The 19,688-nt window shown below is 72.9% G+C and carries 19 protein-coding genes; 7 read left to right on the forward strand and 12 right to left on the reverse strand.

The features are described from left to right. Window positions 1-260: 260 nt before the first annotated feature. Together Pen02_RS12915 and Pen02_RS12920 are read left to right on the forward strand one after the other, a co-directional pair. Window positions 261-473 carry a phosphatidylethanolamine-binding protein gene (locus Pen02_RS12915; RefSeq protein ID WP_203866218.1) on the forward strand — a complete coding sequence of 71 codons (213 nt, stop codon included), beginning with the start codon at window positions 261-263 and terminating at the stop codon, window positions 471-473. A 14-nt stretch (window positions 474-487) separates the two neighbouring features. Beyond that, complete coding sequence (locus Pen02_RS12920; RefSeq protein ID WP_203866262.1) at window positions 488-991, forward strand: hypothetical protein; 504 nt, start codon at window positions 488-490, stop codon at window positions 989-991. Window positions 992-1,030: 39 nt separating this feature from the next. Here the strand turns inward: Pen02_RS12920 and Pen02_RS12925 are convergent, their stop codons facing one another. Then, the gene (locus Pen02_RS12925; protein WP_203866219.1) at window positions 1,031-1,252 is read right to left on the reverse strand and encodes a hypothetical protein; all 222 of its coding nucleotides are present in this window, start codon (window positions 1,250-1,252) and stop codon (window positions 1,031-1,033) included. A 212-nt stretch (window positions 1,253-1,464) separates the two neighbouring features. Between Pen02_RS12925 and Pen02_RS12930 the strand changes: the two genes are divergently transcribed. Continuing rightward, window positions 1,465-2,118, forward strand: coding sequence for a hypothetical protein (locus tag Pen02_RS12930; protein WP_203866220.1), 654 nt, complete (start codon window positions 1,465-1,467; stop codon window positions 2,116-2,118). Window positions 2,119-2,225: 107 nt separating this feature from the next. Here the strand turns inward: Pen02_RS12930 and Pen02_RS12935 are convergent, their stop codons facing one another. After that, complete coding sequence (locus Pen02_RS12935; RefSeq protein WP_372445607.1) at window positions 2,226-2,405, reverse strand: hypothetical protein; 180 nt, start codon at window positions 2,403-2,405, stop codon at window positions 2,226-2,228. 264 nt (window positions 2,406-2,669) lie between these two features. Between Pen02_RS12935 and Pen02_RS12940 the strand changes: the two genes are divergently transcribed. After that, window positions 2,670-3,761 (forward strand): SRPBCC domain-containing protein, encoded by a 1,092-nt coding sequence (locus Pen02_RS12940; protein ID WP_203866221.1) that lies wholly within the window; start codon window positions 2,670-2,672, stop codon window positions 3,759-3,761. Window positions 3,762-3,771: 10 nt separating this feature from the next. Here Pen02_RS12940 and Pen02_RS12945 read toward each other — a convergent pair whose 3' ends face one another. Continuing rightward, entirely contained in the window at window positions 3,772-5,187 is a 1,416-nt protein-coding gene (locus Pen02_RS12945) for an exo-beta-N-acetylmuramidase NamZ family protein (protein WP_239140572.1), read from the reverse strand. 63 nt (window positions 5,188-5,250) lie between these two features. Continuing rightward, window positions 5,251-5,448 (reverse strand): hypothetical protein, encoded by a 198-nt coding sequence (locus tag Pen02_RS12950; RefSeq protein ID WP_203866222.1) that lies wholly within the window; start codon window positions 5,446-5,448, stop codon window positions 5,251-5,253. Between the two features lie 142 nt (window positions 5,449-5,590). On the opposite strand from Pen02_RS12950, the gene Pen02_RS12955 reads away from it, so the two are divergent. Then, window positions 5,591-6,631, forward strand: a complete 1,041-nt coding sequence (locus Pen02_RS12955; protein ID WP_203866223.1) for a DUF6461 domain-containing protein — start codon at window positions 5,591-5,593, stop codon at window positions 6,629-6,631. A 113-nt stretch (window positions 6,632-6,744) separates the two neighbouring features. Here the strand turns inward: Pen02_RS12955 and Pen02_RS12960 are convergent, their stop codons facing one another. Beyond that, window positions 6,745-7,044, reverse strand: coding sequence for a hypothetical protein (locus Pen02_RS12960; protein WP_203866224.1), 300 nt, complete (start codon window positions 7,042-7,044; stop codon window positions 6,745-6,747). Window positions 7,045-7,297: 253 nt separating this feature from the next. Between Pen02_RS12960 and Pen02_RS12965 the strand changes: the two genes are divergently transcribed. Beyond that, window positions 7,298-8,473, forward strand: coding sequence for a low temperature requirement protein A (locus tag Pen02_RS12965; RefSeq protein WP_203866225.1), 1,176 nt, complete (start codon window positions 7,298-7,300; stop codon window positions 8,471-8,473). Between the two features lie 94 nt (window positions 8,474-8,567). On the opposite strand, the gene selB is transcribed toward Pen02_RS12965, so the two are convergent. Next, on the reverse strand, window positions 8,568-10,340 hold the full coding sequence (gene selB / locus Pen02_RS12970) for a selenocysteine-specific translation elongation factor (protein ID WP_203866226.1): 1,773 nt from the start codon (window positions 10,338-10,340) through the stop codon (window positions 8,568-8,570). A 1-nt stretch (window position 10,341) separates the two neighbouring features. After that, window positions 10,342-11,685, reverse strand: a complete 1,344-nt coding sequence (gene selA, locus Pen02_RS12975) for an L-seryl-tRNA(Sec) selenium transferase (protein WP_203866227.1) — start codon at window positions 11,683-11,685, stop codon at window positions 10,342-10,344. A gap of 158 nt (window positions 11,686-11,843) precedes the next feature. Between selA and selD the strand changes: the two genes are divergently transcribed. Beyond that, window positions 11,844-12,857 carry a selenide, water dikinase SelD gene (selD, locus tag Pen02_RS12980; protein ID WP_203866228.1) on the forward strand — a complete coding sequence of 338 codons (1,014 nt, stop codon included), beginning with the start codon at window positions 11,844-11,846 and terminating at the stop codon, window positions 12,855-12,857. Between the two features lie 109 nt (window positions 12,858-12,966). On the opposite strand, the gene Pen02_RS12985 is transcribed toward selD, so the two are convergent. The 5 genes from Pen02_RS12985 to Pen02_RS13005 form a co-directional block, all read right to left on the reverse strand. After that, a complete protein-coding gene (locus Pen02_RS12985) occupies window positions 12,967-14,076 on the reverse strand; it encodes a substrate-binding domain-containing protein (protein ID WP_203866229.1) in 1,110 nt (369 codons plus the stop codon). 73 nt (window positions 14,077-14,149) lie between these two features. Beyond that, window positions 14,150-15,451: a multiple monosaccharide ABC transporter permease gene (gene mmsB / locus Pen02_RS12990; RefSeq protein WP_203866230.1), complete on the reverse strand. Its 1,302-nt coding sequence runs from the start codon at window positions 15,449-15,451 to the stop codon at window positions 14,150-14,152. Then, a complete protein-coding gene (gene mmsA, locus Pen02_RS12995; protein ID WP_203866231.1) occupies window positions 15,448-16,995 on the reverse strand; it encodes a multiple monosaccharide ABC transporter ATP-binding protein in 1,548 nt (515 codons plus the stop codon). The genes mmsB and mmsA overlap by 4 nt, the downstream gene beginning before the upstream one ends. 502 nt (window positions 16,996-17,497) lie before the next feature. Further along, on the reverse strand, window positions 17,498-18,640 hold the full coding sequence (gene nrfD, locus Pen02_RS13000) for an NrfD/PsrC family molybdoenzyme membrane anchor subunit (protein WP_239140573.1): 1,143 nt from the start codon (window positions 18,638-18,640) through the stop codon (window positions 17,498-17,500). Continuing rightward, a complete protein-coding gene (locus tag Pen02_RS13005) occupies window positions 18,637-19,686 on the reverse strand; it encodes a 4Fe-4S dicluster domain-containing protein (RefSeq protein ID WP_203866233.1) in 1,050 nt (349 codons plus the stop codon). Before Pen02_RS13005 ends, nrfD begins: the two co-directional genes overlap by 4 nt. Between the last annotated feature and the right edge of the window lie 2 nt (window positions 19,687-19,688).

Raw genomic sequence — 19,688 nt, forward strand, 5'->3', positions numbered from 1 at the left:
CGATCACCCGTACCCGTTTCCGCCCGCCTCTCGGCCGGCAACGACCCCGCCACGGCGCTGCCGCACCGGTGACGGCAACCCGGCCTTGTCGGCCGATCGTCCCATATGTCCGATCGCCCGTACCGGCCGACCCGGGGCGGACCGCACTGGAAGACTACGCGGGCACCCGAGCGCCGTCCGAGCCGTCACGCTGCGTGAATGGCCCGGACCCGGGCGGGTAGACCAGCCGGGACGGCGCCCGACACGACGGGAGGCAGCCCATGCCAGGACCACGACCGGGCAGCAACGCGTACGACGTGGAGCGCGCGCGGCTGCGCAAACGGATCGACAACTCCGGCCGGCGCAACACCGACGGAACCGCCGACACCGCCGCCAACCGGCATCTGCGGGAGGACGGCGACCGGCCCGGTTTCGTCCGGGGCGAACGGGGACTCGGCCCCAAGGGTGAACGCGGCCCCGGAGAACCGAAGTGACCGGCCGGGGTGCGATGGTGGGCCTGCTGGACCGGCCGGCGCCGGGCGGCCCGGTCACCGACGCGGTGGACGGGGCGATCGCCGGCGCGGTCGGCAGTGTCGCGCTGAACGTGGTGACCTTCCTGGACATGACCCTGCGGGGCAGGCCGGCCAGCGACACCCCGGAGGAGAGTGCCGGGCGGCTGACCCAGGTACTGCACATCGGTCTGGGGCCCGAGGACCGGGCGGCGAACCGCCGCTCGGGCCTCGGACCCCTGCTCGGCTACGCCACCGGCGTACTGTCCGGGGCCGCGCTCACCGTCGTCGGGCTGCGCCGGCTACCCGGGCCGGTGGCGGCCGGGCTGTTCGGTGCCGGTGCGATGCTGGCGTCCGACGGCACGCTCACGGCGCTCGGCGTCACCGATCCGCGCCGTTGGAGCCGTACGGACTGGCTCGCCGACATCGTGCCGCACCTGGCGTACGGGCTGGTCGCCGTGGCGACCCTCGGTCAGCTACGCCGTTCCCGGCGCCCGCGCTGACACCAGTACGACACCGCGACGGATGCCGTACCGAACCGGTCAACCCACCCCACGCGCCTCGCTGCGGCCGGCAGCCCGCTGGTCGGGATCCTCGGCGACCGGCCGGGCCGACGGGCCGTACGGAGACACCTGCTCGGGCGGGATCCGCCGGCCGTCGCCGCCCCGGACCCGTGCCGGGTCACCCGGGCGCGGACGCTTGCTCTCCTGCACCGTCGGGTTCAGTTCGTTGCGGCGCATCTCCGGCTGCTGCACGTTCGTCATCGCCGTCCCCTTCCGCCGTCGTACCGCTCGATGGTGGGCGCCGGCCGGCGTCGGTGCGCCGACCGGCGGGGTGCCCCGGGGGTTCGCAACCGTCCGGTTCGCCGGGCGCGTCACGCACGACCGGGTACCCGGCCTGGGGTTACCCGGTGCGGGAGGCGCCATTCGGTCGGCCGCCCCGGTGCAGCCAGCGGCTGCGCGGGTAACCGGACGGGATGAACCGTGACCGCGCCCTGGTACGGGTGCTGCTGGACCGGCAGGGCCGGACGTACGCCGACGAGGCGGGCATCCGGCTGGCCGACCGGCCCGGCCCGCTCTACCAGTTGCTGCTGCTCACCACGCTGCTCAGCACCCGGATCCGAGCCGGGGTGGCGGTGGCCGCCGCCCGGGAGCTGTTCGCCGCCGGCTGCCGCACCCCGCAGGGCACCGAGTCGCTGGGCTGGCAGGGTCGGGTGGATGCGCTCGGTCGGGGGCACTACCGGCGCTACGACGAGCGGACCGCGACGATGCTGGGCAACGGGGCGCGGCTGTGCCTGGAGCGCTGGAAGGGCGATCTGCGCCGGCTGCACCGGGAGGCCGACGATGACCGGTCCGCCCTCCGCCGCGAACTGACCCGGTTTCCCGGCATCGGGCCGACCGGGGCGGACATCTTCCTCCGGGAGGCGCAGGCGGTCTGGCCGGAGCTGCGCCCGTACGCCGACCGCCGGGCGGTGAACGCGGCCGGCCGGCTCGGGCTGCCGTCCACACCGGACAAACTGGCCGGACTGGTCGGCGGGGCGGATTTCCCCCGGTTGGCCTCCGCGCTGGTCCGGGTCTCACTCGGGCAGCAGTCGATCGGCGAACTGACCAGGGCGGCGGGCGCTCGCTGACCGGACGGACAGCGGTCCGGACGGCGTACCTGGACGGCGGCGTACGGGACGGCGGTCGCGTCGAGGTCGAGCGGGACGCCGACGTGGTCCGGGTGACGGTGTTCGGGTCAACTCACCGGCTTGCCGGAGGCGGGTCGGGTCAGGTACCAGACGGTCAGGCCGGCCGCGACCGCCAGCAGCAGGACGGTGTTGGTGACCCTGCCGCCCTCGCTCCCGCTGCTGCCGAAGTAGATGACGGCGAGCGCGGCACCGACCGACAGTACGGTCCGCAAGCCCTTGTTTTTCACGCGAATCATACTAATTACGACAGAGCACCCGTCCCGGGAAACAGGTCAACACCCCCGATCCGGGTGACCCGGTGCGAGCCGGGTCGCCGGGCCGGGCGACGTTTCCGGCTCGACTCCGGGTGGCCGGTGCGGGGTACCGCGATCGCCGGGAAGTGGCGACGACGGGTACGGCGGATCGGACCAGGTTGAGGTGGCCGGTGGGCTGCGGCGGCGTGCCGGCGGGGTCGGGACGTACGGGGCGGCCGATGGCCGTACAGTTCCGCCGTGACCGAAATCCGGACCACCGTCGAGCTGCGTCACCCCCCGGAGCGGGTCTGGCGGGCCCTCACCGACCGCGAGCTGCTGCCGAAGTGGTTCGCCGAGCTGGCGCCCCGACCCTCGTCGATCAGCCGGTTCGAACTGCGCCCGGTGGACCTGCCCCAGCTCGACGAGCTGATCGTCGTCGAGCTGGTCGAGGTCGAGCCGGCACACCGGCTGGTGCTGCGCTGGCCGGAGGCCGGTCAGTCGACCCTGATGGAGTGCGAGCTGACGCCGACCGCCGAGGGCTGCCGGCTGACCGTGGTGCAGGGCGACGACGAGGAACCCTGGTTCCCGGCCGACCTGACCGAGCGCGAGGAGTGCTACCAGGGCCTGCTCGACACCCGGCTGCCCGCGGTGCTGGACTGGCTGGCGTTCCGGGAGGTGGAACTGCCCGCCCCGACCGAGGTCATCAGCACGGTACCGGCCGGTCGTTCCGGACCGGACCGGCGGTCCCGGCGCCGGCTCGCCGCCGTGCTGGCCGTGCTGGCCCTGGCGGTCGGCGCGGGCGTCGTGGCCACCGGCCTGCTCCGGGGACGCGGTGGCGACTCGCCGTCCGGCGCGCCGGCCACCGTCGCCGGTGCCGCGCCGAGCACCCCGGCGGGTACGGCCACCCCGGCGGCTCCGACCCCGGGTACCGGCGTCACCCCGGTACAGCCGAGCCGGCCCGTCAACCGGCCCAGTCCGACTCCCCGGCGTACCTCCGCCGCGCCGCCCGTGAACCCGCCGAAGGCGGGCCAGCCGAGGCTGACCGCCGCCTACGCCACGGTGTCGAGCCGGCTCCTCGGGTACGAGGGCGAGGTGGTGGTGACCAACGACGGCGACGCGGCCGCGACGGGGTGGACGGTGGTGATCACCCTCTCCGGCGGCGCCCAGGTGTCGGGCGCCACCGGGGCGGAGAGCTACCGGCAGGAGGAGCAGCGGGTCACCTTCACCGGCGCACCACTCGGGGCCGACCGGTCGGCGACGATCCGGTTCGAGGTCGAACGCGACACCACGCTCACCCAGAAGCGGCCGACGAGCTGCGCAGTGGGCGACCAGCCCTGCACGGGGCTCTGAGCCGGGCGGTTCAGTAGAGCAGGTACGGCCGGCGCCGGCGGTCGAACGCGGCCAGCTCGGCCGACCAGGCGTCGACCACGTCCGACACGTCCGCCCCGGCGTCGATCATCGTCCGCAGCCGGGTGGAGCCGGTGAGCTTGTCGATCCAGTACGGCCGGGCGGCGTCCCAGGTGTCCGCCCGCCAGGCGAAGGCCGGATATTTGCGCGACTCGACCAGCAGCGCGACTCCGGTACGCACCGGGTCGAACCGGGCCGGGTCGACGACCTTCACCTCCACGCCCGCGCAGAGCTTGTTGAGCAGGTTCGGCTTCTGCCCGGCGGCGGTCGGCGAGAAGTACGCCTCCCGGAACTCGACCCCGGGCAGGTCCCGGGCGACGAGCCGGTCCACCAGGTGGTAGTCGAAGTCGGTGGCCAGCCCGCCGATCAGCTCAAACGGCCGGGTGGTGCCGCGCCCCTCGGTCATCGACGCCACCCCCTCGAACATGCAGGTGCCGGGATAGACCAGCGCGGTGTCCGGGGTCGGCATGTTCGGGCTGGGCAGCACCCACGGCACGCCGGTGTCGACGGCGAAGTCTCCGCGCCGCCAGCCCTTGCATCTGATCACCGTCAGGTCGACCGATCGGCCCGCCTCGGCCGGCAGGAACTCGCCGTTGTAGAACCGGGCCAGCTCGCCGACCGTCATACCGTGCTGCTGCACGATCTCCTTCTTGCCGACGCCGGAGGTGAACGGCGTGGTCATCATCGGCCCGTACGCCCGCCCGCCGATCGGGTTCGGCCGGTCGAGTACGACGTACCGGCGGCCGAGCCGGGCGGCGGCGACCATCGAGTCGTAGAGGGTCCAGATGTAGGTGTAGAACCGGGCGCCGACGTCCTGGATGTCGAAGACGACGGTGTCGACACCGGCCTGGGTGATCAGTTCACCCCACTTCGCCTGCGAGGCGCCGTACGCGTCGTAGACGGTGACGCCGGTCCGGGCGTCGATCCCGGTCCCCTCGCTGCCGCCGGCCTGGGCCGACCCCCGGAACCCGTGCTCCGGCCCGAACGCGGCGGTCAACTGGACCCGGCCGGAGCCGTGCATCAGGTCGACCAGGTGGCGGTAGCGGGCGTCGACTCCGGTGGGGTTGGACAGCACCCCGACCCGCTGGCCGGCCAGGGCGGCGAACCGGCTGTCGACCAGGACGTCCAGCCCGGTGCTCACCCGCCGGCCGGGCCGGCCACCGGATCCGCCGGCTCCGGCCGGGCCGGGGCCGTCGTCGGGGGCGGCGGAGGCGGCGGCGCCACCGAGGCTGCCGGCGGTCGCGGCGCCGAGTGCGCTCGCGGCGGCGGTGCTGGCGAGGAACCTTCTGCGGTGCACGACGGCCTCCCGGGGGCGGGGCTGCGGGCGGGTGACGTCCTGGAAGTTACCTACGTCACACGGACTGGTCAAGAAGGAAAACTACGGAACGGCCCGCGACCTGCGGCTGCCCGGCGCGGATCGGTCAGGTCGCGGCTACTCCGCTTCCAGATCACCGAGCTCGATGTTCTGGATCATCAACCAACGGGCCAGCGCCGGCATCCCGTACAGCCACAGCGGGGCGGACTCGGTGGTGCCGTTGGTCGCGTAGATGGCGAACCGCAGGTCGGGAGCGTGCATCGCCTCGATCCGCCAGCGATGGTTCTTGTCCCGCCAGATGGCGGATGGGTCCATGCCCCTCACGCTAGTGCGCGCTCCGATAGCCTTCGCCGAGTTTTGTCGCACCGGTGGGGTTGGCTCGGACCGGCCGTGTTCCGCCATCGGAAGCGGCCGGCACGACGGCGACCGGCGGGTGCCGGGGTTGGACGGGGGCAGGATGCGTGAGTACGACTGGCTGGCGGACCACGGACTCGACGAGGCGTTCTGCCTGACCTTCGTCCGGGACCCGGACGACACGGCGGTGCTGTGCCGGTTCGGCGTCGACCCGGCGAGCCTCCAGTCGCTGACCGGCGTGGACGATATCGCGGAGCTGCCGTTCGAGCACGTCGTGGTGGCCGGCCGGCTCGACGGCTGGGTCTTCGTGCTGGAGGAGAACGGCTTCGAGGGCAGCCGGCCCGAGGTGCTGCGGGCCGTCTCGGCCGGCACCGAGGCGGTCTCCGTCTACACCAACGTCAACGCCAACCGGCGGTTCGGGCACGCCGTCGACGGAGTGCTGCGGACCGGGTTCGACCCGAGTTCGCCGGTACGTCGTTGGGGTGACGCGCCGGACGCCCTGGTACCGCTGATGCGCCAGGTCGGCCTTCCGGTCAGCGGGGACGGCGGCTGGTCCGGTGCCGGGCTCGACGCCGGGCTCCGGCTGGCCGACGTGATCACCGGCGTACACCTCGACGGCGCGCGGCTGGCCGGGCCGTTGACCACCGGCCGGCTGGTACCCCTGCTCTCGGACCCGCCCGAGCGACCGACCTGGATGCTCCGCGAGGACGCCGAACTGCTCACCGCGATCACCTCGGCCCCGCCGGACCTGCTGCGCCGGGTAGTGGCGGCCGAGGCGCGACGGCGCGCGGACGGCGCCGGGATCAGCGGCGAGCCGGTGGTGGCGGAGGCGCTGGCCGAGATCGACCGGGGCGGCGGCCGGACCGTGCCGGACAACTCCGGACTCGGCCGGCTGCTGCGCGAACTCGGCTACCGGTCGGACATCGCCGGCACCTCGCTGGCGTTGCCGACCCAGCGGGGCCGGATGACTGACGCAGAGCGACGGCAGGCGTTCGCCCGACACTCGGCCGGACTGGCGGTGCAGGCAGCGCTCTTCCCCGACCAGGTACGGGCCGCGTACGAGGTGCTCGGCTGGGTGGCCCCGGCCCGTGACCCGGACCGGGTCGCCCGACGGGCCCAACTCCTCGCCGAACTGCGCGGCTGACCGTCCGGGCAGCGGTTCGCCCCCGCCCGTCGGGGCCGGCGGTGCAGTCCAACACCCCGACCGGAGGGGTTCGACGGCGCAGGTGGTCGCAGGTTGGGTGGAGGGTGTCGCGGCTACCGGGCGAGGTCGGCCAGCAGCCGCCGGGCCCGTCGTAGGTCGTCGCCGACGACGTCGTCCAAGTCGGCGTCGCGCCGCACCGCCAGGCAGGCGTGCAGCAACCGGACCGCCTCCGCCGAGCGCCGGTCCCGGGCGAGGAGCAGCTCGGCCAGGCAACACCGGGCCGTCACCCGCGTTCCGGCATCGCCGTCCCGGTCGGCCGAGGCGATCGCCGCCCGCAGCACCGTCTCGGCCCGGCCGGGGTCACCGTGGCGGAGCAGCAGTACCGCCTTGTGCAGCAGACTCGACGCCCGCACCTGACACCGCTCCCCTTCCCCGGACCGGATTCGGCGTGTCCGGGGCGACCCTAGCTCGCACCGAGATCACGTCGACGAGGGTGCCGACGGTCACCGGCGCCCGGTCGGAATCGAGGAAGGCGATCGTCGGAGAACCGGGGAGCCGGCCCGCCCCGCCGTGGTACGACTGCTTCGACAGCGGGTGGGCGACGAGTCCGCACAGGTCAGGGCGTCGCCCGGCAGCCGGTGCGGTGGGTGGGAGAACGGGCGGCCGATGGCGACGGGCAGGCACTCCTCCCTGATCCGGGACCCGGGCAAGCCGCAGCGGGCCACTCCCGTGGAACTCTTCTACGATCTCGTCTTCGTCTTCATACTGGCCCGGCTGGCCGAGACGCTGATCGAGGATCTGACCCTGCTCGGGGCGTACGAGACGCTTCTGCTGCTGCTGGCGATCTGGTGGGTGTGGTCGTACACCAACCTGGCCACGGACACCCTCGACTCGAGGCGGCCCCCCGTCCAACTGGTGGTCATCACGATCATGCTGGGCAGTCTGCTGATCTCGACCGCGGTACCGGAGGCGTTCGACGGGCGGGCCCTCCTCTTCGCCTCCGCGTACGTCGGGATCCACCTCTTCCGCAGCATCGCCCTTGCCGTGATCCTCCGGGACCACCGGCTACGCAACCGGCCACTGCGCGGCATCTTCTGGTTCAGCCTCTCCGGAGGACTCTGGTTCGCCGGGGTCTTCAGCCCCGGGCTGCCACGGCTGCTGCTCTGGACGGCGGCGCTGGGCATGGACTACCTGGGGCCGGTACTGCGCTGGCCCACCCCGAGGATCGGACGCTCGCCGGCGTGGGAGTGGAACACCGCCGGTGAGCACCTGGCCGAGCGGTACCGGCAGTTCATCATCATCGCCCTCGGCGAGACCCTGGTCATCACCGCCCGCACCGTCCGCCGCACCGACTACGGGGCGGGGCAGGTGGTCGCCGTGCTGGTCTCGTTCGCCACCACCGTGCTGCTCTGGTGGATCTACTTCTACCGGGCCAGGGAGAAGCTCGGCAGCGCCATCACCGGCTCGGCCGACCCGGCCCGGGAGACCAAGTGGGCCGGGTACGCCCACCTGATCATGGTGGCCGGCGTCGTGCTGACCACTGTCGGCGACGAGTTGATCATCCGCCATCCGACGGAGGACACCCCCGAGGGCTGGGTCGGGGTGATCATCGGCGGCCCGGTACTCTTCCTCGCCGGCCGTACCCTGCTGGGACACGAGGTCTTCGTCCGCGTCGCCCGGCCCTGGCTGGTCGGGATCGCCGTGCTGATCCTGATGGCACCGGGAATGGTCTTCGTGCCCCCGCTCGCGGTCTCGGTCTGCGTCATGCTCGTCCTGCTCGGAGTCGTCCTCGCCGACGCGATCTTCCTTCGGGAGCCGCGCGAGACACCGGGAACCGGCTGACGGATCGGGCGCGTCGCGCGATCCTCGTCCGGGAGCCGCGTGACACACCGGGAACCTCTGACGGACCCGGAGCGTCGTCGTCGGAACCGAGGAACTACGGGCCGCCGGCCCCGGACAGCACGATCCGGGCGTCGTCGGGCAGCCGGCGGGTGGCGCCGCGCCGGTCCAGCAACTCCAGCAGCGGCACGGCGACCCGGCGGGTCGTACCGAGGGCCTGTCGGGCGGTGCTGAGAGTGAACGGCTGCGGCAGCTCGGCGAGTACCCGGATCGCCTGCTCGGGGGCGTCCGGCAGCAGCACGACGTTGTCGGCGAGCTTGAGCAGCGCGCCGGCCCGTACCGCCGCACCGATCTCCCGGTGCCCGAGCCCGAACTCGGCGAGCCGGGCCGCCTCCGGGGCGACGAACGGCCGCTCGGCCAGCTCCGCGCCGACCCGGCGTACCGCCCGGGCGACCTGCTCGGGCAGCACCCCGGTCACCCCGGCCCGGCTGATCCGCCCCTCCCGGGCCACCAGCGGCGCGGCGAGCAGCGCCTCGACCAGCGCCCGGTCCGGCAGGTCCAGCAGCCGGCGCGCGGTCTCGACCGGCATCCCCGGCTCCAGCGGATGCGCCTGCGCCCACCGGGCCACCTCGTCGACCAGTCGGCGCCCCAGGTCCCGCCAGTGCGCGGGGTCGGCGTGCCAGTCCCCGGCCACCGGCGCGGTCGCCACGGTCACGCCCATCCGTTCCAGGTCTGCACGGCGGGCCAGGCCACGCCGGGCCAGTTCGCCGGGCTCGTCGGGGCGGCCGTCCAGCCCGGCCAGCACCGCCGCCCGGGCCACCGCCGCACCACGCCGGCCCAACCTCGGCGGTACGACGTCGAGCACGGTCACCCCGCCGGCCACGTGCCGCCGACCGGGGTCCCGCAGCAGGGCCCGGTCACCGATCCGCAGCGGCAGCGGCCGGTCCAGCCGCAGCCGGGCGGTGTCGGCGCCGAGCGGGCGTACCCGGGCGGTCACCGCAGCGGAGCCGACGTGCAGGGTGACCTCCGCCGGCAGTTCGACCACCGGATCGCCGGCCAGCCGGACGTCGACCAGGTCGGTCTGCTGGAACCGTCCCGGGGTGAGCAGCGCGTCGCCCCGGCCGACCTGCTCCCGGGCGACGCCGCGCAGGTTGACCGCGACCCGGGCCACCCCGGCGACCCGGTCCACCTGACACCCCAGGGTCTGTAGTCCCCGGATCCGGACCCGCTGCCCGGTGCCGGTCAGCTCCAGCTCGTCGCCGGTACGCAGCTCGCCCGCCCCGAGGGTGCCGGTCAGCACCGTGCCGCTGCCCTTGATGGTGAAGGCCCGGTCCACCCAGAGCCGCACCGGCTCGGCCGGCTCGGGTACCGGCAGCGACGCGGCGAGCCGGTCCAGGGCGGCCCGCAGTTCCGGCAGGCCGGCGCCGGTGACCGCGCTGACCGCCAGCGCGTCGACCCGGCCCAGCGAGGTCGCCGCGATCTCGGCGAGCGCCTGCCCGGTCGCGGCGGCCGGATCGGCGAGGTCGCTCCGGGTCACCACCAGCAGCCCGTGCCGGACCCCGAGCGCGTCCAGCGCGGCCAGGTGCTCGGCGGACTGCGGCATCCAACCCTCGTCGGCGGCGACCACGAAGAGCGCGGCCGGGGCCGGCCCGATCCCGGCGAGCATGTTCGGCACGAACCGCTCGTGTCCGGGTACGTCCACGAACGCCAGCACCGCCCCGGACGGCAGCGCGGTCCAGGCGAAGCCGAGGTCGATCGTCATGCCCCGGCGCCGCTCCTCGGCCCAGCGGTCCGGTTCCATCCCGGTCAGCGCCCGGACCAGCGTGGACTTGCCGTGGTCGACGTGTCCGGCGGTGGCGACGACCTGCACCTCAGTGCTCCTGCCAGGGCCGGGGCAGCCGGGCGACGGCGGCCCGCACCGCCTCGTCCCGCTCGACGGGTACGCAGCGCAGGTCGAGCAGCAGCCGGCCCCGTTCCAGTCGGCCGATCACCGGCGGGTCGCCGAGGCGCAGCGGTTCGGCGTACGCCTCGGGGAGGGCGAGGGCCCACGAGTCGAGGGTGACCTCGGGGGCGCCACCGCCGCCGACGACGGCGTCGCTGGCCACCACCTCGGCCTTGAGGCCGTCGGCCGCGAGCTGGTCGCGGAGTCGCTCGGTACGCAGCCGCAGCGCGGCCGGGGTGGCCCGCAGCGCCCGCCAGGTCGGGGTCTCCGGCCCGGTCAGCGTCGCCTCCAGCGCGGCCAGGGTCAGCTTGTCCACCCGCAGCGCCCGGGCCAGCGGATGCCGGCGCAGCTTCTCGACCAGCTCGCCGTCGCCGAGCAGCAGCCCGGCCTGCGGGCCGCCGAGCAGCTTGTCGCCGCTGGCGGTGACCAGTGCCGCGCCGGCCCGCAGCGCCGTGGCGGCGTCCGGCTCGTCGGGCAGCAGCGGGTCCGGCGCCAGCAGCCCGGAGCCTATGTCCACCACCACCGGTACGCCGAGAGTGGCCAGCTCCTCGACCGGTACGGCGGCGGTGAAGCCCCGGACGACGAAGTTCGACGGATGCACCTTGAGTACGAACGCCGTCCGTGGCCCGACCGCCCCGGCGTAGTCGGCCAGCGCGGTCCGGTTGGTGGTGCCCACCTCGCGCAACGTCGCTCCGGTGCTGGCCAGCAGGTCCGGCAGCCGGAACCCGTCACCGATCTCCACCAGCTCGCCCCGGCTGACCACGATCTCCCGACCGGCCGGGTCCCCGTCGGGGCGGCTCCCGGCGGTGAGTGCCGTCGCGACCAGGGCTAGGGCGGCGGCCCCGTTGTTGACCACGTGCACCGCGCCGGCCGCCGGTACCGCCTCGGCGAGCGCGGCCAGGGCACCTCGACCGCGCCGGGCCCGCCGTCCGGTGCGCAGGTCGAGTTCCACGTCGGTGTGACCGGCCGCCGCGACCACCGCCTCGACCGCTGCCGCCGAGAGTGGCGCCCGGCCGAGGTTGGTGTGCAGCACCACCCCGGTGGCGTTGAGCACCGGGCGCAGCCCGGCGACGGTCTCCGGCAGCGCGGCCAGGGTGGCGGTGACGACCTCCTCCGGCGGGATCTCACCGCGCCGGACCCGCTCCTGTGCGGCGCCGAGCACGGCCTTGAGCCGGGTCCGCCCGAGGGTGACCTCGGCGGCGGCCAGCCGGGGGTCGGCGAGCAGCACGTCGGTGCGTGGCACGCGCCGCCGAGGGTCGGACGCCCCGTTCATTTCCACCTCGTTCCTGAACCCTTTCACCGGCACTTAACCACACCTGATCTCCAGGCGCCGGGGGAAGTCCCGGCAGCTCGGCGGTGTGACCGGCCGCACACGGCAGGCGCGACAATCGACGGCTGCCGGCGACCGGCGGCGGATGGGACAGTGGTCCCGTGACGACCACGGAACGCCACCGACTCACCCAGTACGCGCACGGCGGCGGCTGCGCCTGCAAGATCCCGCCCGGGGAGTTGGAGCAGGTGGTCGCCGGACTGGTCGGCACGACCGCCCCGGCCGGGCCCGGCGAACTGCTGGTCGGACTCGACGACGGCGACGACGCGGCGGTGGTCCGGCTCGATTCGGGTACGGCGGTGGTGGCGACCGCCGACTTCTTCACTCCCGTGGTCGACGACCCGTACGACTGGGGCCGGATCGCCGCCGCCAACGCGCTCTCCGACGTGTACGCGATGGGCGGTACTCCGGTGGTGGCGGTGAACCTGCTGGCCTGGCCCCGTGAGGTGCTGCCGCTGGCGCTCGCCGCCGAGGTGCTGCGCGGCGGGCTGGACGTGGCCCGGGAGGCGGGCTGTCACGTGGCGGGCGGGCACAGCGTGGACGACCCCGAGCCGAAGTACGGGATGGCGGTCACCGGGATCGCCGCCCCGGACCGGCTGATCCGCAACGACGCCGGTCGGGCCGGGCTGCCGCTGACCCTGACCAAGCCGCTCGGCGTCGGGGTGCTGAACAGCCGACACAAGCAGACCGGTGAGACGTTTCCGCAGGCGGTGGCGGCGATGACCGAGTTGAACCGGGCCGCCTCCACCGCCGCCGTGGCGGCCGGGATCCGATGCGGCACCGACGTGACCGGGTTCGGCCTGCTCGGTCACCTGCACAAGCTGGCCCGGGCGTCCGGGCTGACCGCCCGGGTCGACGCGTCCGCCGTACCGTATCTGGACGGTGCCCGGGCGGCGCTGGCCGAGGGGTTCGTCAGCGGCGGCACCCGGCGCAATCTCGACTGGGTGCGGCCGCACCTCGCGGCTACCGGGGTCACCGAGGACGAGTTGCTGCTGCTCGCCGACGCGCAGACCTCCGGCGGGCTGCTGGTCGCGGGCGAACTGCCCGGCCACCCGGTGATCGGCGAACTCCTGCCGGCCCGCAGCGACGGGGTCACGCTGGTGGTCAGCGACTGACCCGGCCCGCGCCGGGCCGGACAGGCTGACCGGGACCACCCGACGAACGAACGGGTCCCCGGGATCGGTGATCCCGGGGACCCGTCGAGGTGCTACCTGCCGGTGCTGCTTACTTGGCGCCGGTGGTGAGCGGGGCCAGCTTCGGGTCGTTGGCGTACGCCTCGACCACGTTCTTCTTGGTGACGATCAGCGGCTCGAGCAGGTTCGCCGGGACGACCTTGACACCGTTGTTGTAGGACTCGGTGTCGTTGGTCTTCGGGTCGTTACCGGCCTGGAGGGCCTTGACCATCTCGATGGTCTCCTTGACCAGGTTCCGGGTGTCCTTGTTGATCGTCGAGTACTGCTCGCCGGCCACGATCGACTTGACCGACTCCACCTCGGAGTCCTGGCCGGTGACCACCGGCAGCGGCTTGCCGGCGCCCTTGACCGAGGTCAGGATGGCCCGGGCCAGGGTGTCGTTCGGGGAGAGCACACCGTCCAGCGTCTTGCTGCTGTAGGTGGAGGTGAGCAGCGAGTCCATCCGCCGCTGGGCGTTCTCGGCCTTCCAGCCGTCGGTGGCGGTCTGCTTGATCTCCTTCTGGCCCGAGCCGACCACCACGTTGCCGGCGTCGATCTCCTTCTTCAGCACGTCCATCGCGCCGTCGAAGAAGACGCCCGAGTTGTTGTCGTCCGGCGAGCCGGAGAACAGCTCGATGGTGTACGGCCCGTTCGGCTTCTTCGCCTTCATGCCCTCCAGCAGCGCCTGGCCCTGGAGCTGGCCGACCTTGAAGTTGTCGTACGCGACGTAGTAGTCGACGTCCTTGGTGTTCTTGATCAGCCGGTCGTAGGCGATGACGGTGGCGCCGGCCTGCTTGGCCTGCTCGACCTGGGTGGTGAGCTGCGCGGCGTCGGTCGCGCCGATGACGATCACCTTGGCGCCCTTGGTGACCATGGCGGAGATCTGTGCCTGCTGGTCGGCCACGGTGCTGGTCGCGCCCGCGTACTGCACGTCGGACTGGAAGCCGGCCTCCTTGAGCCCGTTGGTGAACAGGTCACCGGCGAGTACCCAGTTCTCGGAGGTCTTGGCCGGCAGCGCCACACCGATCAGCGAGTTGGCGGCGAAGCCCTTGGCCGAGCCGGCCTCCTCGCCGCCGCCGTCGCCCGAACGCTCGGAGCAGGCCGTCAGGGCCAGCAGGGCGATGGCGCCGGCGGCGACACCCCTGGCGAGATATTTACGCATTTTGGCAGGTTGCCCTTCTTCGGAGGTGGTGATGAGGTGGGACGGAGGTTTTCCGTCCCACCGGCGGTGACCGTCAGCCGGCCACCGGAGTCTTGGCGGGCTCCTGATCCGTCTCGACGTTGGATCCCGGCCCGGTGGGCGGTGCCTCCCGGCGGAACGGGCGGGTCACCGATCCGATGACCGAGAAGCGCCCACGGTTCTTGTTGTAGACGTCGAGCGCGACGGCCAGCAGCAGCACCAGACCCTTGATGATCTGTACCCGGTCCGAGCCGACACCCATCAGCTGGAGACCGTTGTTGAGCACCGCCATCACCAGGCCACCGACGATCGACCCGCTGATGGTGCCGAGGCCGCCGGAGACGGCGGCGCCGCCGATGAAGACCGCCGCGATGGCGTCCAGTTCCCAGCCGATCCCGTCCTGCGGCCCGGAGGCGGCCGACCGGGCGACGAAGATCATGCCGGCCAGCGCGGCCAGGATCGACATGTTCATCATGACCAGGAAGTTGACCCGCTTGAGCTTGACGCCGGAGAGTTCCGCCGCCCGGGCGTTGCCGCCGACCGCGTAGATGTGCCGGCCGCCCGCGGTGTTCCGGGTGATGAAGGAGTAGATCACCACCAGTACGCCGAGGATGATGCCGGAGATCGGGAAACTGGTGCCGACCCGGCCACCAGCGAACCGGAAGGCCGCGTAGAGCACCACGGCGATCGGCACGGCGACCCGGATGAGCGAGATCCACATCGGCGCGACGTCGGCGTCCATCTCCCGCCGGGTACGCCGGGCCTTCCACTCCCGGACCACGATGGCGACCGCGACGAGCAGCCCGAGCAGCAGGGTGAGGTTGTTGTAGCCGGTGTTCGGGCCGACCTCCGGCAGGAAGCCGGCGCCGATCACCTTGAAGCCCTCCGGCACCGGGATGGTGTCGGCGCTGCCGATGAACTGGTTGCCGCCCCGGAACAGCATCATGCCGGCCAGGGTGACGATGAACGCCGGTACCCCGATGTACGCCACCCAGAAGCCCTGCCAGACGCCGATCGCGGCGCCGACGGCCAGGCCGAACAGGATCGCCACCGGCCAGGGCAGCGACCAGTCCTGCATGGCCCGGGCCACCACGATGCCGACGAACGCGGCGATCGAGCCGACCGACAGGTCGATGTGGCCGGCGACGATCACCATCAGCATCCCGATGGCCAGGATCAGGATGTACGAGTACTGGCTGACCAGCGAGATCAGGTTGCTCGAGTTCAGCGTCAGCCCGTCGGTCAGGATCTGGAACAGCAGGACGATCGCCACCAACGTGAAGATCATCCCGAACTGCCGGGCGTTGGATGTCGTCCCCGCGAACAGGGACTTCTGGAGTTCCTTTATGCGACTCACCGGATCTGCGCCTTCTTCGCTGAGGTCATCTGCTTCATGAGGAGTTCCGGATCGGCGTCCCGCCGCTCGATGTTGCCGGTGATGGTGCCCTCGAAGACCGTGTAGATCCGGTCGCAGAGGCCGATCAGCTCCGGCAGCTCAGAGGAGATGACGATGACACCCTTCCCCTGGTCGGCGAGTTGCTGGATGATGCCGTAGATCTCGTACTTGGCACCGACGTCGATGCCCCGGGTCGGCTCGTCGAGGATGAGCAGGTCCGGGTCGGTGAACATCCACTTGGCCAGCACCACCTTCTGCTGGTTGCCGCCGGAGAGCTTGGTGACACCCTCGTCCACGGTCGGGGCCTTGACCCGCAGGCTCTTCCGGTAGCCCTCGGCGGCCTTGTACTCGCGTACCTGGTCGACCACGCCGTGATCGGCGATCTTCGACAGCTTGGCGGAGACCACCGAGGTCTTGATGTCGTCGAGCAGGTTCAGACCGAGCGACTTGCGGTCCTCGCTGACGTACGCCAGACCGTGCTTGATGGCGTCCGCCACAGACTTCAGCACGATCTCCTGGCCGTCCTTGAAGATCTGGCCACCCTGGTAGACCCCGTACGACCGACCGAAGACGCTCATCGCCAGCTCGGTACGCCCGGCGCCCATCAGCCCGGCGAAGCCGACGATCTCGCCCCGGCGGACGGTGAAGCTGGAGTTCTTGGCGACCATCCGGTCGGCCGAGATCGGGTGCCGGACGGTCCAGTCCCGCACCTCGAAGAAGACCTCGCCGATCTTGGGGGTGTGGTCGGGGAACCGGCTGTGCAGCTCCCGGCCGACCATGCCCCGGACGATCCGGTCCTCGTCGACCCCGTCGGCCTTGATGTCCAGGGTCTCGATCGTCTTCCCGTCCCGCAGGATCGTGATCGAGTCGGCGACCTCGGCGATCTCGTTGAGCTTGTGCGAGATGATGATCGAGGTGATGCCGCGCTGCTTGAAGCCGCGCAGCAGGTCCAGCAGGTGCTGGGAGTCGGACTCGTTCAGCGCGGCGGTGGGCTCGTCCAGGATGAGCAGCTTGACGTCCTTGGCGAATGCCTTCGCGATCTCGACGAGCTGCTGCTTGCCGACGCCGATGTCCTTGATCAGCGTGTCCGGGTCCTCCCGGAGGCCGACCCGGGCCATCAACTCCAGGGCCTGCCGGTTGGCGGACTTCCAGTCGATCGCGCCGCCGCGCCGGGGCTCGTTGCCGAGGAAGATGTTCTCGGTGATGGACATTCCGGGCACCAGCGCGAGTTCCTGGTGGATGATGACGATGCCGGCCTGCTCGCTGGCCCGGATGTCGGAGAATCTGCTCTCCGACCCGTGATAGCGGATCTCTCCGGAGTAGCTGCCGTACGGGTAGACCCCGCTGAGCACCTTCATCAGGGTGGACTTGCCGGCGCCGTTCTCCCCCGCGATGGCGTGGATCTCGCCGCGCCGGACCACCAGGTTGACGTCGGAGAGCGCCTTGACCCCCGGGAACTCCTTGGTGATCGCGCGCATCTCCAGCAGTACGGGAGCGTCGCTCATCGCCGACCCTCCCCGGTCCGGGCCGGTACGGCGGACCGGCGGACGGCAGCCGGAGCGGGCCGCCCGTCGTCGGGGCGCCAGTGGGAACCGCGCGCGTCCAGCGGCTGGTCGCCGCGCCGCGTCATCAACACCATTGTTGCCTCCGGGCAGGTCGTCAGACCGGCTGACATACTTTTGTTGCCTGGAGGAACTTATTGGAAGGCGAGGAAGTTTCGCAAGATTTCGTGACCTGGTCTTGACAAACTCACAGGGTCCCGGCTCGTCGGCCGGCGCCAGGAGTTCTTGCGGGCATCGCCCGTCCGCCTCGCCACCCGATCGGGACGTTCGACCGGAGCATCCGGAAACGCGGCGGATACGCTGCGGAAGCACCGCCGCCCGGTTCCGCACCCGGTCGGCCCGCCGGTCCCGGAGATCCGGTCGAGGTCCGGCCGTGCGGGCCCGCTCACCCTACGTCGGACCCGTCCGGGCCCCGCCACACCGGCCACCCGAAACGTGCGGCTGGTCACGCCGGAGACCCCCCGCCGCCAGCCACGCCCGGACCCGTGGACGGCACCCGTTCGTGGTCACCGGCCGGCGCCGACCTCGCTCCCGCCCGCCGCTCCCGCTGCGGCAGCACGGTGTACTTCGGGTCCCGGGCGGAGGCCACGCCGGCCTCGAAGACCCCGAACCGGGTCAGCACCGAGGAGGCCAGCAGCGCCGCCCCGGACAGCACGGCGAGGGCCCGGCTCCGTCGACCCAGCAGTGCACCGGCGGTACCCACGGCGAGCAGTAGTCGGGCGCCGCGCAGCAACCGAGCCGGCCGGCCGACCCGGTACGGCTCGCCGGTCAGTCCCAGCCGGGACATCCGGCGCTCGGCGATCGTTTCGACCACCGCGCCGGCCACCGCCAACCGGGTCGCCGGGGCGTTCTGCCCGGTCGGCGCGACGACCAGCCCGGCGCCCGCCCCGGCGACCAGCGCGCTGCCGGCGAACAGGAACGGCAGGTCCGGGTACGCGTCGTGCCAGGCCGGCATCGCGGTGTCGGCGAGCAGTACCCCGGTGTACGTGGCCAGCACCGGCGCCGTCGCGGCGGCGGCCAGCCCGGCGACCCGACCGGCCGGGGGCAACAGGCGGCGGAGCAGGCCAGGCCCGCCGTGCCGGGACAGCGCCGGGGCGACCTCGCTGATCGCGGCCAGCCCGGCCGCCGGCCCGAACGCGGCCAGCGTCCAGGTGCCCACCGACAGCGGCGAGGTCGGCTTGAAGACCCGCAGCATGTGGTGGAACCGGGCCGGCCGGCCGAGATCGTTGACCAGGAAGTAGGTGCTCGCGCCGACCGCGCCGAGCGAGACGAGCCGGGTGGCGCGGCGCAGCGCCGGCCTGCCGGTCAGGTCCGCACCGGCGGCCAGCAGCGACGCGCCGGCGGCCAGCCCGCCGGCGAACAGGTACGCCGGGATGTCATGCCGCCACACCGGCGCCTTGACCACCGGCCGGCCGTAGTAGGAGGCGAACTCGGCCGGCGGGACGATCACGGGATGCCCGTCGATCAGCCCCGGCCGGCGCTTGTCACGCCGACCGACCGGTGCACCGCCGCCCGGCGGGTCGAGGACGGCCCGGAACGCCCGGAACCGCTCCCCCGGCGACTCGCCGCCGCCGGGCCGCCCGGTCACGACGGCCGCCCGACGAAGGCGGCGACCACCGCGGCCGTCATGGTCAGCGCGGCCAGCCCGGCCCGGCGCCACATCCGGGGCAGGTCGCGGGTGGTCACCACCGGATCCGGCGGCAGGCCGTACACCTCGGGCTCGTCGAGCAGCAGGAAGAACGCGCCGTCGCCGCCCACCCCGTCGTCGGGGTCGTGCCCGTAGAGCCGGGCCTCGGGTACGCCGTCGGCGTGCAGCCGGTCGACCCGGGCCCGCGCCCGATCGCGCAGTTCGTCGAGTTCGCCGTACTGGATCGACTCGGTCGGGCAGGCCTGGGCGCAGGCCGGCATCCGCCCGGCGCCGATCCGGTCGTAGCAGAGCGTGCACTTCCAGGCCCGGCCGTCGCCGCTGCGCTGGTCGATGACGCCGTACGGGCAGGCGGGGACGCAGTATCCGCAGCCGTTGCAGATGTCCTCCTGCACCACCACCGTGCCGAACTCGGTGCGGAACAGCGAACCGGTCGGGCAGACGTCCAGGCAGGCGGCGTGGGTGCAGTGCTTGCAGACGTCGGACATCATCAGCCAGCGCAGGTCGGTACGCCCGTCCCGCTCCGCGTCCCGGCCGGGCAGGCCGGTGCCGGGCATGCCGAGGAACTGGCTGCCCGCCGCCATCGCGCCGGCCGGGGCGGGATCGGGTGCCGGTAGCACGCCGGGCCTGGTGCCCTGGTCGACGGCGGTACCGGCAGCCGCCTCGGCGGTGGCCCGGGTGATCGGCGGCCCGCTCGGGGTACCGGCCATCGGCGGCGACGACTGCCAGCCGGCCGGCCGGGCCTGCTCGACGAAGGCGACGTGCCGCCACGAGTTCGCGGTCAGCGCCCCGGTGTTGTCGTACGACATGCCGAGCAGGTCCAGCCCGCTCTCCGGTACCAGGTTCCACTCCTTGCAGGCCACCTCGCAAGCCTTGCAACCGATGCAGACGCTGGTGTCGGTGAAGAAGCCCATCCGGGGTGGCGGGTCGACGTGACCTGCCTGCTCGGCGGGGTTCACCGGGGCGGTCGTCCGACGGGGCTCGGCCATCC

The organism is Plantactinospora endophytica, from assembly GCF_016862915.1.
Taxonomy (GTDB): Bacteria; Actinomycetota; Actinomycetes; order Mycobacteriales; family Micromonosporaceae; genus Plantactinospora; species Plantactinospora endophytica.

Bases quoted from the DNA above. Each gene is read 5' to 3' on its own strand.
- Pen02_RS12915 (WP_203866218.1), top strand. From the start codon at position 261: ATGCCAGGACCACGACCGGGCAGCAACGCGTACGACGTGGAGCGCGCG.
- Pen02_RS12920 (WP_203866262.1), top strand. From the start codon at position 488: ATGGTGGGCCTGCTGGACCGGCCGGCGCCGGGCGGCCCGGTCACCGAC.
- Pen02_RS12925 (WP_203866219.1), bottom strand. From the start codon at position 1,252: ATGACGAACGTGCAGCAGCCGGAGATGCGCCGCAACGAACTGAACCCG.
- Pen02_RS12930 (WP_203866220.1), top strand. From the start codon at position 1,465: ATGAACCGTGACCGCGCCCTGGTACGGGTGCTGCTGGACCGGCAGGGC.
- Pen02_RS12950 (WP_203866222.1), bottom strand. From the start codon at position 5,448: ATGGACCCATCCGCCATCTGGCGGGACAAGAACCATCGCTGGCGGATC.
- Pen02_RS12955 (WP_203866223.1), top strand. From the start codon at position 5,591: ATGCGTGAGTACGACTGGCTGGCGGACCACGGACTCGACGAGGCGTTC.
- Pen02_RS12965 (WP_203866225.1), top strand. From the start codon at position 7,298: ATGGCGACGGGCAGGCACTCCTCCCTGATCCGGGACCCGGGCAAGCCG.
- selA (WP_203866227.1), bottom strand. From the start codon at position 11,685: ATGAACGGGGCGTCCGACCCTCGGCGGCGCGTGCCACGCACCGACGTG.
- Pen02_RS12985 (WP_203866229.1), bottom strand. From the start codon at position 14,076: ATGCGTAAATATCTCGCCAGGGGTGTCGCCGCCGGCGCCATCGCCCTG.
- mmsA (WP_203866231.1), bottom strand. From the start codon at position 16,995: ATGAGCGACGCTCCCGTACTGCTGGAGATGCGCGCGATCACCAAGGAG.
- Pen02_RS13005 (WP_203866233.1), bottom strand. From the start codon at position 19,686: ATGGCCGAGCCCCGTCGGACGACCGCCCCGGTGAACCCCGCCGAGCAG.